The organism is Pseudomonas sp. WT-JTC (assembly GCF_056711565.1).
The window spans coordinates 6,075,161-6,090,161 of sequence record NZ_CM160042.1; the positions used below are offsets into that span (position 1 = coordinate 6,075,161).

General features: G+C 60.5%; 10 protein-coding genes and 1 tRNA gene. 9 read left to right on the top strand and 2 right to left on the bottom strand.

All coding sequences use genetic code 11. The features are described 5' to 3' along the window. Nucleotides 1-120: 120 nt before the first annotated feature. The 3 genes from AC06G5_RS27685 (at nt 121) to AC06G5_RS27695 (ending at nt 4,639) form a co-directional block, all read left to right on the top strand. Nucleotides 121-3,867: a bifunctional diguanylate cyclase/phosphodiesterase gene (locus AC06G5_RS27685; RefSeq protein WP_413424148.1), complete on the top strand. Its 3,747-nt coding sequence runs from the start codon at nt 121-123 to the stop codon at nt 3,865-3,867. A 15-nt stretch (nt 3,868-3,882) separates the two neighbouring features. Further along, nucleotides 3,883-3,959: transfer RNA gene (locus AC06G5_RS27690), tRNA-Ile, on the top strand. Nucleotides 3,960-4,342: 383 nt separating this feature from the next. Continuing rightward, nucleotides 4,343-4,639, top strand: coding sequence for a DUF3077 domain-containing protein (locus AC06G5_RS27695; protein ID WP_413424146.1), 297 nt, complete (start codon nt 4,343-4,345; stop codon nt 4,637-4,639). 164 nt (nt 4,640-4,803) lie between these two features. Here the strand turns inward: AC06G5_RS27695 and AC06G5_RS27700 are convergent, their stop codons facing one another. Both AC06G5_RS27700 and AC06G5_RS27705 read right to left on the bottom strand, forming a co-directional pair. Then, the gene (locus AC06G5_RS27700; RefSeq protein WP_413424144.1) at nt 4,804-5,421 is read right to left on the bottom strand and encodes a zinc metalloprotease; all 618 of its coding nucleotides are present in this window, start codon (nt 5,419-5,421) and stop codon (nt 4,804-4,806) included. Between the two features lie 210 nt (nt 5,422-5,631). Further along, a complete protein-coding gene (locus AC06G5_RS27705) occupies nt 5,632-7,986 on the bottom strand; it encodes a glucose/quinate/shikimate family membrane-bound PQQ-dependent dehydrogenase (protein WP_480458601.1) in 2,355 nt (784 codons plus the stop codon). 185 nt (nt 7,987-8,171) lie between these two features. On the opposite strand from AC06G5_RS27705, the gene AC06G5_RS27710 reads away from it, so the two are divergent. The 6 genes from AC06G5_RS27710 to pqqB all read left to right on the top strand — a co-directional run bounded on the left by AC06G5_RS27710 (nt 8,172) and on the right by pqqB (nt 14,997). Then, nucleotides 8,172-8,633 carry an Lrp/AsnC family transcriptional regulator gene (locus tag AC06G5_RS27710; protein WP_413424140.1) on the top strand — a complete coding sequence of 154 codons (462 nt, stop codon included), beginning with the start codon at nt 8,172-8,174 and terminating at the stop codon, nt 8,631-8,633. Between the two features lie 170 nt (nt 8,634-8,803). Beyond that, nucleotides 8,804-10,486 (top strand): flavin monoamine oxidase family protein, encoded by a 1,683-nt coding sequence (locus AC06G5_RS27715; RefSeq protein ID WP_413424138.1) that lies wholly within the window; start codon nt 8,804-8,806, stop codon nt 10,484-10,486. A gap of 12 nt (nt 10,487-10,498) precedes the next feature. Next, the gene (locus AC06G5_RS27720; protein WP_413424136.1) at nt 10,499-11,293 is read left to right on the top strand and encodes a carbon-nitrogen hydrolase family protein; all 795 of its coding nucleotides are present in this window, start codon (nt 10,499-10,501) and stop codon (nt 11,291-11,293) included. 48 nt (nt 11,294-11,341) lie between these two features. Beyond that, complete coding sequence (pqqF, locus tag AC06G5_RS27725; protein ID WP_480458602.1) at nt 11,342-13,771, top strand: pyrroloquinoline quinone biosynthesis protein PqqF; 2,430 nt, start codon at nt 11,342-11,344, stop codon at nt 13,769-13,771. 158 nt (nt 13,772-13,929) lie between these two features. Beyond that, nucleotides 13,930-14,004 carry a pyrroloquinoline quinone precursor peptide PqqA gene (gene pqqA, locus AC06G5_RS27730; protein WP_003444522.1) on the top strand — a complete coding sequence of 25 codons (75 nt, stop codon included), beginning with the start codon at nt 13,930-13,932 and terminating at the stop codon, nt 14,002-14,004. A gap of 81 nt (nt 14,005-14,085) precedes the next feature. Further along, nucleotides 14,086-14,997: a pyrroloquinoline quinone biosynthesis protein PqqB gene (pqqB, locus tag AC06G5_RS27735; RefSeq protein WP_480458603.1), complete on the top strand. Its 912-nt coding sequence runs from the start codon at nt 14,086-14,088 to the stop codon at nt 14,995-14,997. The last annotated feature ends 4 nt before the right edge of the window (nt 14,998-15,001 follow it).

A 15,001-nucleotide genomic window follows, 5' to 3' on the forward strand; every position in this document is an offset into this window, starting at 1 on the left:
AGACCCCCCGGCCCAGGCCGGGGGTTTTGTTTTATGGCAGATTAATATCTCAGCACCTCCCCCTCCACTCCGTAGCCCGTCTACACTCGAAACATTCCCCAGAGCCATAACGAGACCGTTATGCCCAGACTGCCGACCGTGCTTTTTTTGCTGTCGCTGATGACCTGGACCGCAACGGCTGGCGCGCTGACTCTAACCGACGATGAACGTAGCTGGCTGGCGGCTCACCCGGACTTGCGCCTGGGTGTCGATGCGTCGTGGCCGCCCTTCGAGTTTCGCGACGATGAAGGCCGCTACCAGGGCCTTGCCGCGGATTACATCGAGGTCATCCGCAAAAGGCTGGCAACCCGGCTCACGCCCATCGAGCCGGTGAGCTGGACCGCCGTCCTGGAACAAGCCAAAAAGGGCAAGCTGGACCTGCTGCCGGGCATCATGTCGACCCCGGAACGCCAGAAATACCTGTCGTTCACCCGTCCCTATCTGGACTTTCCGATTGTCATCCTGGCCCATGTGGGGGGCCCCCAGCCACATGACCTGAAAGAACTGTACGGCCTGAAAATCGCTGTGGTGGAAAACTACGCCCCCCACGAACTGCTGCGCACCCACCACCCCGACCTGAACCTGGTGGCGATGCCCAACGTCAGCTCAGCGTTGCAGGCACTGGCCACCGACGCAGTGGACGCCGTGGTGGGCGATCTGGCGTCCAGCGTCTGGAGCTTGCGCCAGCTCAAGCTCGATGGGTTGTATGTCAGCGGTGAAACCCCCTATCGCTATCAACTGGCCATGGCGGTGCCTCGCAACAATACAATGCTCGTCGGTATTCTCGACAAAGTCCTGGCGGACATGAGCCCCGCCGAAATCAGCGCCATTCAGGAGCATTGGGTCGGCAACGTCCTCGATCATCGGACGTTCTGGAGTGACCTGTTGATGTATGGCCTGCCCGGATTGCTGCTGCTGACCATCGTGCTGGCGTCGGTTATCCGCATCAACCGCCGCCTGAGTTCGGAAATCGCCCGCCGGGTCGATCTTGAACAGGAACTGCGCAGCAGCGAATACCACTACCGAGGCCTGGTGGAGAGCCTTTCGGCCATCGCCTGGGAAGCAAAGGTCACCGACTACACCTACAGCTATGTATCGCCCCACGCCGAAGACCTTCTCGGCTATCCCCTGTCCCATTGGCTGATTCCGGGCTTCTGGCGCAACATCATTCACCCCGCCGACCTGACCCGCGCCCAGAACTTCTGCGACCACGAAATACTGGCCGGGCGCGATCACCGCCTCGATTACCGGGTGATCACCGCCGACGGCCGCTGTCTTTGGGTGCGCGATATCGTCAGCCTGATCGAACACGGACATGAGCCGGTGTTGCGCGGGCTGATGATCGACATCACCGACGCCAAGCGCACCGAAGAAGCGCTGCGCCTGTCAGAACAGAAGTTCGCTTCGGTGTTCCAGCAATGCCCGGACATTCTGGTGATCGCGCGCCTGAGCGACGGTTGCCTGCTGGAAGTCAACGAAGCGTTCGAAGAACAGATCGGCCTCAAGGCCGAGGACGTCATTGGCCACACCGCCACCGACCTGAACATCTGGGGAATACCCGGCGTTGGGCCAGGCCTGTTGCAACGCTTGCAGGCCGGCAGCATCCGCAACCTGGAAATGCCCTTTCGTCGCAGCAATGGCCACGTGTTTACCGGCCTGATCTCAGCTGAACCGTTCAATCTCGACATGACATCGGCGCTGGTGGTCGTGGTGCGGGACATCACCCAGCTCAAGGAAACCCAGCAACAACTGCAAACCTCCGAAGAAAAATTCGCCAAAGCCTTCCACGCCTCCCCCGACGGCTTGCTGCTGTCGCGACAAAGCGATGGCTTGCTGCTGGAGGTCAACGACGGCTTCAGCCGCATTACCGGGTTCAACAGCGCGATGTCGGTGGATCGTTCAGCGCTGGAGCTCGGCATCTGGGTCAACCTTAACGAACGCAAACAGATGCTTGATCTGTTGCACCGGGACGGTTTCGTCCGCGACTTCAGCTGCCATATCCGCCGCAGTGACGGGCAGATCCGCCTCTGCGAAGTGTCCAGTCGCCCACTGCCGATTGGCGATGACGACTGCATGCTGACCATCGCCCGGGACATCACCGAGCGACACCTGATGCAGGAAAAACTGCAACAGGCTGCCACCGTGTTCGAGAGCACCGCCGAAGGCGTATTGATCACCGATACCCAGCAACACATCAGCGCGGTCAATCGTGCGTTCACTGAAATCACCGGCTACAGCGAGAGCGAAGCCCTGGGCCATACGCCGCGCCTGCTCGCCTCGGGCCTGCACGACAGTGCGTTTTACGCGGCCATGTGGCATCAATTGACTGCCGAGGGTCACTGGCAAGGCGAGATATCCAACCGACGCAAGAACGGCGAGCTCTACCCGAGTTGGCTGACCATCAGCGCCGTACGCAACCGCGAAAATTTCATCACCCACTTTGTTGCGGTGTTCGCCGATATTTCCAGCCTAAAACACGCCCAGGCCAAACTCGACTATCAAGCGCATCACGATCCGCTGACCGGCCTGCCCAACCGCACTTTGTTTGAAAGCCGCTTGCTCACCGCGCTCAATAGCCAAAAGGAAAATGGTGGCCAGGGTGCCGTGCTGTTCCTTGACCTCGACCGCTTCAAGCACATCAATGACAGCCTGGGCCACCCGGTCGGCGACCTGTTGCTCAAGGGCATTGCCGTGCGTCTCAAAGAGCAGTTGCGTGACATCGATACCGTGGCGCGCCTGGGCGGTGACGAGTTCATTATCCTGCTGCCGGGCCTGCAACAACCCAGCGATGCCGACCACATTGCCACCAAGCTGCTCAATTGTTTCGCCGCGCCGTTCCAGGCCGGTGAACACGAGTTTTTCATCAGCGCCAGCATCGGCACCAGCCTCTATCCGAAGGATGGCTGCGACGTTGCCACACTGATCAAGAACGCCGACGCCGCGATGTACAGCTCCAAGGCCAAGGGCCGCAACCGTGTTGAAAGCTACACCCGAGACCTCACTGCCCAGGCCAGCGAACGCGTGGCACTGGAACACGAACTGCGCCGCGCCATCGAACGCAACGAGTTGCACCTGTGCTACCAACCTAAAATCAGCCTCGAAGACTACAGCCTGGTCGGTGCCGAAGCCCTGATCCGCTGGCGCCATCCGACCTTTGGCGACGTGCCACCGGAACACTTCATCCCGCTGGCCGAAGAGAACGGCATGATCCTGCAAATCGGCGACTGGGTCCTGGAAACCGCCTGCCGGCAGATGGCCGAATGGCACCGGCTGTACGAAAATCCCGGCCCGCTCTCAGTCAACCTTGCCGGCGCCCAATTGCGCCAACCCAACCTGCTGGGCCGTATCGAACAGTTGCTCAAGGACAACCGCCTCAACCCGGGTTTCCTGCAACTGGAAATCACCGAAAACTTCATCATGAGCCAGGCCGAAGAAGCGCTGGCAGTACTGCATCAACTCAAACATCTGGGGGTGCAACTGGCCATCGATGACTTCGGCACCGGTTACTCATCCCTGAGTTACCTCAAGCGACTGCCACTGGACATCCTCAAGATCGACCAATCCTTCGTCCGCGGCCTGCCGGACGATCCCCACGATGCGGCTATCGTACGCGCCATCATCGCGCTCGGGCGCAGCATGCAATTCACCGTGATTGCCGAAGGCGTCGAGACCCAGGCGCAACAGCAATTCCTCGCCGCCGCGGGTTGCGAGCAAATCCAGGGCTACATCGTCAGCCCGCCACTCCCCCCGGACGAATATGCCGCGACGTTTCTTCGTACAACCGTAATGGCTTTTTCGGATGGCACAGTCGCGAAACCGTCGCTATAATCCGCGGCCTACTGAGGGCCTATAGCTCAGTTGGTTAGAGCAGAGGACTCATAATCCTTTGGTCCACGGTTCAAGTCCGTGTGGGCCCACCAAACAAGAAAGCCGCGTTCTTACGCGGCTTTTTTTCGTCTGGCGTTTAGTTTCGTTTACTTAAGGTGTCGTTTTATCGGATGACGCCGAACGACCTTGTAGGCAAACTCCGAATCTTGCGGTTGGGCACTTTACCGCCTTGTTGCGCCTTTCTTCGACGGGATAGTCTCCGGACGTCGCTGACCATTCAGTGATCGGGCTTGGAAACCCGACGAAATTAGACGCAACAGTTTGCCTACCTCAATCTCGAGATATGGCGGCTGTGCGTGGGACGCCCTCGGGCGTGCCGGTTTCCTAGTTTCCCGGTTTTCCAACCTGCGCGCAGCTGCCACCCATTCGCTTGGAAACGAATGTGACAGCTCCTTAAAAAATTAGGAGTTTGAACATGACCACCTCCACAACTTCAGAACTAAAAACCGTCGGCTTCACGCCCTTCCTGTATCTCTCGAATCAACCCCTGTTCCACGTCTGCCGCGACGTCCCCATCGCCGACGCCTTGACCCAAGCCTCCGACCTGCTATTCCTCGCCAAGTCCCTGACCGTGGACGCCGCCTACGCCCAAGACTCCGACCGACACGCCTGGGCTGCGCACTACCTGACGACGATGAGCAAAGCGGTGATTGATGATGTGGTGAAGGTGCTGACGCGACGTTCAGTTGGAACGCAACAAGAAGCCACCTGACTGAGCAACGTGTAATTGCAGCAGCATTGAAAACGCCGAAAAAGAGTTCTGCCAGTCAGCGAAGGAACCTGTAGGAGCGAGCTTGCTCGCGAAAAACCCAAGGACACCGCTGGGAATCTGGCTTTACGCGTGATCGTTCACGACCTTCGCGAGCGAGCTCGCTCCTACAGGGGATTCAACCGTTCAAGCATTTCACGCGTCAATACGACCTCATAGGTGTCCGCCGGTCTGCCCCATTGCTCCACGAGGACCATGCGGTCTACCAGCGTCTCTCCCAGTTCAGTAATGGTCTCGGAGAGCGCCTCGACGATTTCCTGCGTCCGCATCCACAGGCGATCATTGATCGCTTTCATCTCGGTCGTGATGCTGCCCGACGACACGGGATCCGTATCCGGGTAGGCGATGTTGCGCAACAGATACTGAAGCTCCCTGATTTTTGCGTAGTCCTGTTCCGCCCCCTGCTCGCCTTTGAGGATGGCTGTGGCTCTCGGCTTGTCGACGCGTTTTCCGGCTGAGGGCTGCGAAGGCAGTGTCTGCGCCATTGCACCAGCCAGGAGCACCATCATCCGGGCTTCCAGATGCTCTTTCATGGCTTCTATCGACGAAATCGGGCGCACCAGCGTAATGCAGGCTCCACCCTGGTGCCGCAAATCCATGGTCACCGTCAGGGTCACCCCGCCCGTGGCAAAGCCCAGGGCGCGGGCCACGACGTAGTGGCCCATTTCGTGATGGGCGATCTGCAGGGCGCGGTCCCGTACAGCGGCAGGTAGCTTTGTGGCCATGTCTTTCACCTCGCACCTCGACTGCCTCAATCCTAGTCGATGCCTTACAAAAAGCCGCGCTACGGCGTAAGGCTGATCAGTCAAGGCATCAGGCAGCCTCTGTAGGAGCGAGCTCGCGATGAACTCAAGTACGACGCGTTTATTCAACAAGTACGCATTATCGTTAACGTCCATCGCGAGCAAGCTCGCTCCTACAGCAGTCGCAGAGTCTTAATCAGGCAAAGCATAGGCAATCACATAATCCCCACGATCAGTCGACTGACGCGCACCGCCTACCGTCAGCAGGATGTACTGCTTGCCGGTTTTCGGCGAAACGTATGTCATCGGCCCGGACTGGCTGCCCACCGGCAGGCGCGACTTCCAGATTTCGTTGCCGTTGCCGGTATCGAAGGCGCGCAGGTAGAAGTCCTGGGTGCCGGCGAAGAACAGCAGGCCCGACTGGGTGGCGAGTGACGCGCCGAGGGTCGGCATGCCGATCGGGATCTGCAAGTGCATGCGGATGCCCAGCGGGCCGGTGTCCTGCACGGTGCCGACTGGCACCTGCCACATCAGCTTGTGGGTCTTGAGGTCGATGGCCGACATGGTGCCGAACGGTGGTTTCTGGCACGGAATGCCGACCGCCGAGAGGAAACGCTCGCGCATGGCGCCGAATGGCGTGCCTTCCTGCGGTACCACGCCCATTTCGATGCCGCTGGCCCCGGCGCCGATCTTGTCGCGCGGGATCATGTAGTTGGCCAGCCCCAGGCGCATGTCGTTGACGAACATGTAGTTGGTGTTCGGATCGACCGAGACGCTGCCCCAGTTCATGCCGCCCAGCGAACCCGGGAATTGCAGGGCGCGGTCCATGCCCGGCGGGGTATAGACACCCTCGTGGCGCATGCCCTTGAACTGGATGCGGCACATCAACTGGTCGAACGGTGTGGCGCCCCACATGTCGGATTCGGTCAGGGTCTTGTTGCCGATTGACGGCATGTCGACCGAGAACGGCTGGGTGGGCGAATAGCGCTCGCCGGGGACCTTGCCTTGCGGCACCGGGCGTTCCTCGACGCGGGCAATCGGCACGCCGGTCTCGCGGTTGAGCAGGAAGATCTCACCCTGCTTGGTGACTTGTGCCAAGGCTGGCTGGGTGCCGCCCTTGTCGTCCGGCACGTCGTACAGCAGCGGTTGCGCCGGCAGGTCAAAGTCCCACAGGTCGTGGTGGGTGGTCTGGAAGTGCCAGCGTACCTGGCCGGTTTTTACGTCGATGGCGACGATGGACGAGTTCCACTTGTCGTCGAACCCGGTACGTTGGCCGCCGAAGAAGTCTGGCGTCGCGTTGCCGGTCGGCAGGTACACCAGACCGAGTCTGGCGTCGTAGGACATGGCCGACCAGACGTTCGGCGTGCCACGGGTGTAGGTCTCACCCTCCGGCGGACGTTTGGTGGTGTTCGGATTGCCCGGATCCCATGCCCATACCAGCTCACCGCTGCGCACGTCGTAGGCACGAACTACGCCCGGCGGCTCGCCAGTGGAGTAGTTGTCGGCCACGCGGCCACCGACGATCACCACATCCCCTGCGACCAACGGGGTCGAGGTCTGCTGGTAGTAACCGGGCTTCACTTCGCCCATATCGGTGGTCAGGTCGACGGTGCCTTTGTTGCCGAACTCTTCGCAGGGTTTGCCGGTGTCGGCATTGATGGCGATCAGGCGCGCATCGCCGGTCGGCAGAAACAGACGCTTCGTACAGGCAGTTGGCTGATTGTCCGAAGAAGCCGGGGTTTCGGAGTAGCCCAGGCCACGGCAACGCTGCCAGTTGGGCGCGGTGCCTTGCGGGTCGAACTTCCAGCGCTGGGCGCCGGTGTCGGCATCCAGGGCGAAGACTTTGCCGTAGGCGGTGCAGGTGTAGACCGTGTCGCCGATTTGCAGCGGGGTGTTCTGGTCTTCGGCACCGGCGCCGGTGCTTTGCGGAATGTCGCCGGTGCGGAAGGTCCAGGCGACATGCAACTTGTCGATGTTGCCTTTGTTGATCTGGTCCAGCGCGGCAAAGCGATTACCGGCGGTGGTGTTGCCCCAGTGAGCCCAGTCTTTCTGCTCGGTGCCCGGCGCGACCGGCGTTACCGCAGGCTCAACGACAGCCTTGACCACCTGGGTCGGGACGAACATATAGGCCATCGTCGCAACGACTCCCACACCCAGAATGCCGGCCAGACCGTAAGCACCACGCCCGCCGGTCGCACCCGAGGCGCGGACCAGGGTCGGATAGATCAGCGCCACAACCAGACCGATCACGGCGAATGTCAGTACCCGCGAGACCAGCGGCCAGTATTCGAGACCAGCATCCCATACCGCCCAGATCGCCGTGAGGATCAGCGCCACACCATACAGCCATGCACCGAGCGGTTTGCGCCGGGCGATCATCAACCCGGACACCAGCATCGCCAGGCCCATCAGCAGGAAATACCAGCTGCCGCCGAGCGCGATCAGATAGCCACCGCCACCGGCCAGGCCGAGCCCGATCAGTGCAATCAGCACACCCAGCCCCGCCAGCAACCATTTGCTGCCGGCGGCAGCCCCAGAATTGTTCATGTCGGAAATTTTCCCCATTTGTGACAAGGCGCGAATAATGTACTAACCAGTTACTTATGGCAATTTGTCGCAGGCAGAAATGGCATGAACGGTACTCAGACTAGATCCGGGATCCGTCGCGAGCGTCGTACAGAATCTGCCTGTAACATGCTTGCGCACTGATCCATACCGCTGGAGATAACCCTTTGCCTGACACTCGCCCCCCCGTTCTCGATGAAATCGACCGCCAATTGATTGCCGCCCTGCAGATCAACGCCCGCGAGAGCGTGGCCATGCTTGCCCGGCATCTGGGCATCGCTCGCACCACGGTCACCTCGCGCCTGGCTCGGCTGGAAAAGGCCAAAGTGATCACCGGTTACGGCGTGCGCCTCGGGCAGCGGGTGGTGGATGGCGGGTTGCAGGCGTATGTCGGGATCACTGTGCAACCGCGTTCCGGCAGGGAGGTGTTGCGACGCCTGAGCGCGATGGCGCAGGTGCAGCAGCTGTGTGCGGTGAGTGGCGAATTTGATTATGTGGCGTGGTTGCGCACTGACTCGCCGGAGCAGCTGGATCAGTTGCTGGATCAGATTGGCAGTGTGGATGGGGTGGAGAAGACCACGACGTCGATCATCTTGAGCAGCAAGATTGATCGGGGGCAGCCGGTTTGAATACTCCCACACTGGACAGTGTGCACACCAATATAGTCATATTGACCAGTAAAATGGCAAAACGACGACACTTTGCGTCTTATTAACGTGTTCTGTGCTCTCTAGAATGGCTGGCATCTTTTCCTATACTCAGATGCGCATTCCGCGTCGAGTCGCCAGCAAGGTCAGCCATGAACAAGAACAATCGCCATCCTGCAGACGGTAAAAAACCAGTCACCATTTTCGGCCCGGACTTTCCCTTCGCCTTCGACGACTGGATCGAACACCCGGTCGGCCTGGGCAGCATTCCCGAGCACAATCACGGCGCCGAAGTGGCGATTGTCGGCGCCGGTATCGCGGGGCTGGTGGCCGCATACGAACTGATGAAGCTTGGCCTGAAACCGGTGGTCTATGAGGCCTCGAAGCTGGGCGGCCGCCTGCGCTCCCAAGCGTTCAACGGCACCGATGGCATTGTCGCGGAGTTGGGTGGCATGCGTTTTCCGGTGTCGTCCACCGCGTTCTATCACTACGTCGACAAGCTGGGTCTTGAGACCAAACCCTTCCCCAACCCGCTGACACCTGCTTCCGGCAGCACCGTCATCGATCTGGAAGGCAAAACCCATTACGCACAAAAACTGGCGGATCTTCCTGCACTCTTTCAGGAAGTGGCTGACGCCTGGGCCGACGCCCTGGAGGCCGGTTCACAATTCTCCGATATCCAGCAAGCAATCCGCGACCGCGACGTGCCACGCCTCAAGGAGCTGTGGAACACCCTCGTTCCGCTGTGGGACGACCGCACCTTCTACGATTTCGTCGCCACCTCCAAAGCCTTCGCGAAGTTGTCGTTCCATCACCGCGAAGTGTTCGGCCAGGTCGGCTTCGGCACAGGCGGCTGGGACTCCGATTTCCCGAACTCGATGCTGGAAATCTTCCGCGTAGTAATGACCAACTGTGACGATCACCAGCATTTGGTGGTCGGTGGCGTGGAACAAGTCCCGCAAGGCATCTGGCGCCATGTACCGGAGCGCTGCGTGCATTGGCCGCAAGGCACCAGCCTCAAGTCGCTGCACAATGGCGCTCCACGCTCCGGGGTGAAGAAAATCGCCCACGCGCCGGATGGCCGCTTTGCGGTCACCGACAACAACGGCGACACCCGCGAATACGCCGCGGTGCTGACCACCTGCCAAAGCTGGCTGCTGACCACCCAGATCGAATGCGACGAAACCCTGTTCTCGCAAAAGATGTGGATGGCCCTGGACCGCACCCGCTACATGCAGTCGTCGAAAACCTTCGTGATGGTCGACCGCCCGTTCTGGAAGGACAAAGACCCGGAAACCGGCCGCGACCTGATGAGCATGACCCTCACCGATCGCCTGACCCGCGGCACCTACCTGTTCGACAACGGCGACGACAAGCCGGGGGTGATTTGCCTGTCGTACTCGTGGATGAGCGACGCGCTGAAAATGCTCCCGCACCCAGTGGAAAAACGCGTGAAGCTGGCGCTGGATGCACTGAAAAAGATCTACCCGAAAGTCGACATCGCCGCGCGGATCATCGGCGATCCGATTACCGTGTCCTGGGAAGCCGACCCGCATTTCCTTGGTGCATTCAAAGGCGCCCTGCCCGGCCACTACCGCTACAACCAGCGCATGTACGCGCACTTCATGCAGGATGACATGCCGCCCGAGCAGCGCGGGATCTTCATTGCCGGCGACGACGTTTCGTGGACGCCGGCCTGGGTTGAGGGCGCGGTGCAGACGTCGCTCAACGCGGTGTGGGGCATCATGAAACACTTCGGCGGTGCAACTCACGCCGAAAATCCGGGTCCAGGAGATGTGTTCAACGAGATCGGTCCGATCGCCCTGCCCGAGTAAGAGGAATCCGAAATGCGCGTAGCCCTTTACCAATGTCCGCCGCTGCCTCTGGACGTCGCCGGCAACCTGCAACGCATGCAGCAGCTTGCACAGGAAGCCAAAGGTGCGGACCTGCTGGTGCTGCCGGAGATGTTCCTGACCGGCTACAACATCGGCGTCGATGCCGTCAGTGTGCTTGCGGAGGTGTACAACGGTGAGTCGGCGCAGCAGATCGCGCGCATTGCCAAGACTGCCGGGATCGCCATTTTGTATGGCTATCCCGAGCGCACCGCCGAGGGGCAGATCTACAACGCCGTGCAACTGATCGACGCCCATGGCGAGCGCGTGTGCAACTACCGCAAAACGCACTTGTTTGGCGATCTCGATCACTCGATGTTCAGCGCCGGAGCGGACGAGTTTCCCATCGTTGAGCTCAACGGCTGGAAGCTCGGTTTCCTGATCTGCTACGACCTGGAATTTCCGGAAAACGCCCGGCGCCTGGCCCTGGCCGGTGCCGAGCTGATCCTAGTGCCGACCGCGAACATGATTCCGTTCGATTTCGTCGCCGATGTCACCGTGCGCTCCCGCGCCTTCGAAAACCAATGCTATGTGGCTTACGCCAACTACTGCGGCCACGAAGGCGACATCCACTACTGCGGCCAGAGCAGCATCGCTGCGCCGGATGGCAGCCGTATCGCTCAGGCCGGGCTGGATGAAGCATTGATCGTCGGCGAGCTGAATCGGCAGTTGATGCTCGACTCCCGCGCCGCCAATCGTTACTTCCTCGATCGCCGCCCTGAGCTTTACGGCGACCTGAACAAGCGCTAAACCACTCTAATCCGCTAGCATTGGCACTTCACTGTTCTGGAAGTGCCCATGCCCGCGCTGAATCACCCTCGCCCCCCTATGGAAACCCTGGCCAATGGCCTGCGGGTGACCCTGCGTCATGCCCCGAATCTGAAGCGCTGCGCAGCAGCGTTGCGGGTCGCTGCGGGCAGCCATGATGTGCCGCTGGCGTGGCCCGGCCTTGCGCATTTTCTTGAGCATCTGCTGTTTCTGGGGACTGAGCGTTTTCCCGCAGGGCAAGGGTTGATGGCCTACGTCCAGAGTCATGGCGGGCAAGTGAATGCGCGGACCAGCGAACGCACCACGGACTACTTTTTCGAACTGCCACCCAAAGCATTTGCCGGTGGGCTGGAGCGTCTGTCAGACATGCTCGCCCATCCGCGTATGAATCCGGACGACCAGCAGCGGGAACGGGAAGTGTTGCAGGCGGAATTTGTCGCCTGGTCGCAGGATGCCGCAGCACAGCAACAGTCTGCTTTGTTCAGCGGGCTTGGCGAGGCTCATCCATTGCGGGGATTTCATGCCGGCAATCGTGACAGTCTGCCGCTGCAGCAACCCGAGTTTCAGCAGGCGTTGCAGGACTTTTATCAGCGGTTTTACCAGACCGGGCAAATGACCTTGAGCCTGGTCGGGCCGCAGAGCCTCGATGAATTGAAGGCGATGGCCGAAGCCTTTGGCAACGTCATTGCCAAAGGCGAAACAGCCGTTCAACAGCCCCCAGTGCCGCTGATGGATGCCTCGGCCAACAGTTATCAACAGGCTGGCGAACGACGCCTGGATCTGCTGTTTGCCCTTGAAGCCCTGCCCGACTTCTCTGCCGAAGCGCTGGCGTTCCTGTGCCATTGGCTGAACATGGCAAAACCCGGCGGCTTGTTGGCGGACCTGCGCGAACGCGGGCTGGCCGATAACCTGAAGGCCGAGCCGCTTTACCAATTCGCCGGTCAGGCCTTGCTGCATTTCGAATTCACCCTGCCCGCCGCGTCCCCGGTAACGGGCATCCGCGAACGCCTGATGGACTGGCTTGGCTTCTTTGCCGAGCAAGACTGGCGCCCATTGCGCGAAGAGTACGCCACCCTGCTCCAGCGCCAGCAGCAAGTCAGCAGCGCCTTGCAACTGGCCCGACTGGACAGCGAACAACGCGAAGTCGGCTTGTCCGAGCCGGGTGTTACAGCCCTCAAACCGATCCTCAAACAAATCGGCGCTGTGGATAACTTCAGCGGCCCATGGCAATTGCCGACACCCAACCCGTTCTTGCGCTCCGAAGCACCGACACCCAACGCCGGATTGATTCGTGGCCAGACCAGTGCCCACCGCGGCCTGCGCACATTTGCCCAGGACCGTTCGCGCAGCCGCCGTGAACGCTCGCCGATGCAATTCAGCCAGGCATGGCCGGACAACGGTGCTGAAGGTGCGATTTATCTGCGCTGGCGACTGGACTCGACTCCCGGCAGCTACCTTCAATCACGGCTGGAAAACAACCTGCAACCGTTGCGCGAAGACGCGCGCCAGGCCGGTGTGGATTTTGCCTTCAGTGCGTCGGGCAACGAATGGCTGCTGAAGTTGAACGGCCTACAAGAGCCGATGCCCAGCGTCCTGGAGCATGCGCTGAAAGAACTGACACAACCTGATGCCGCTGTCTCACAAGCCGAACCGACGAGCGTGGCGCTAATACCGATTCGGCAACTGCTCAAGGCATTGCCCGATCACAGCCTTGAGCACTCCGCAAACTCGGATAACCTGCAGCAGCTCTGGTCGAGTGCGCGATGGGACGGGCTGGCCATCGGGTTATCAGCTCAGACTCAAGCGGCCATGAGCCTGGCCTTGAGCCGTGTACCCGGCACGCCGGACAATCAACTGACGCCACCCGCTTCGATCCATTCACAACGTCTGTGGAGCCATGTCGATACCGCCTCCAGCGAGCACGCGCTGCTGCTGTTCTGTCCGACAGCCACCCAGGCGATAGCCGACGAAGCCGCGTGGCGTTTGCTCGCGCACCTCTCCCAGACGCCGTTCTACCAGCGCCTGCGGGTGGAATTGCAATTGGGTTATGCGGTGTTCAGCGCCCTGCGGCAGATCCACGGGCAGACCGGGCTGCTGTTCGGTGTGCAATCGCCAAGTGTTGTGCCGATGGAGTTGCTGCAACACATCGAGCAATTCCTGAATCGATTGCCGGACCTGATCCAGGCACTCGACGACAGCACCTTCAGCGTTCAACGCCAGGCTCTGGCGGATCAATTTTCCAGCACCGCACTCACTACCGCTCAAGCGGCCGAATTGCTCTGGCAGGGCAAGCTGGCCGGCCGTTCGTCGGAATATTTGACGCAATTACCCCAGTCCATTGTGCAAATCGACCGGGCTGCTCTACTGGCCATGGCCCGACGTCTGAATCAGGCCGAGGGCGGCTGGCGCTGCCTGGCCAGTGCCGCCAGCCCGGGTGAGCCATGGCAAGCGGCAAAATGATCATTACCGGGGCTGCAAGGAGCTTTCTCAAAGTTTCACGGGCAATTTCTTTGAAATTTTGAGTAACATAGCAACCTAACTATCTGGAACATCTCTGACTTGAGGTGGACTATATCTATAGATAGCGCTATCCCACCCTAACTGAAGGAGTTCGATTTATGGCCTGGACCAAACCTGCTTACACTGACCTGCGTATCGGCTTTGAAGTCACCATGTACTTCGCAAGCCGCTAATCTCTGCTTTGGCAGATGTGCAGCACAACGCCTCGGTTATCCGAGGCGTTTTATTTTCAGCGTTGAAACGATGGAGCGCCCATGTTTGTCCAGATTCTAGGTTCCGCCGCCGGCGGCGGTTTTCCCCAGTGGAACTGCAACTGCGTGAACTGCGCAGGCTTTCGCGACGGCAGCCTGCGGGCCAGCGCGCGGACGCAATCGTCCATCGCGATTTCCGATGACGGCGTGAACTGGGTGCTGTGCAACACCTCCCCGGACATCCGCGCCCAACTCCAGGGCTTCGCCCCGATGCAGCCGGGCCGGGCCCTGCGCGATACCGGGATCGGCGCGATCATCCTGATGGACAGCCAGATCGACCACACCACCGGCCTGCTCATGCTGCGTGAAGGGTGCCCGCATCAGGTCTGGTGCACCGACATGGTCCACGAAGACCTGAGCAGCGGTTTTCCGCTGTTCACCATGCTGACGCACTGGAACGGCGGGCTGAACTGGAACCGCATCGAGCTCGATCAAAGCTTCACCATTCCCGCCTGCCCGAACCTGCGTTTCACCCCGCTGCCTCTGCGCAGCGCCGCGCCGCCGTACTCGCCGCACCGCTTCGACCCCCATCCGGGCGACAACATCGGCCTGATCGTCGAAGACCGGGGCACCGGCGGCAAGCTGTTCTATGCGCCGGGGCTGGGCAAGGTCGATGCGCCGCTGCTGGAGATCATGGCCGGCAGCGATTGCCTGTTGGTCGACGGCACCTTGTGGGATGACGATGAAATGCAGCGGCGTGGCGTCGGCACCCGCACCGGCCGGGAGATGGGCCATCTGGCGCAAAACGGCCCCGGCGGCATGCTCGAAGTGCTTGAACAACTGCCCGAACAGCGCAAGGTGCTTATCCACATCAACAACACCAACCCGATTCTCGACGAAGACTCGCCGCAGCGGGCGGAGCTGGAGCGGCGCAACGTTGAAGTGGCGTATGACGGCATGAGTATTGTGCTGTAGCGGA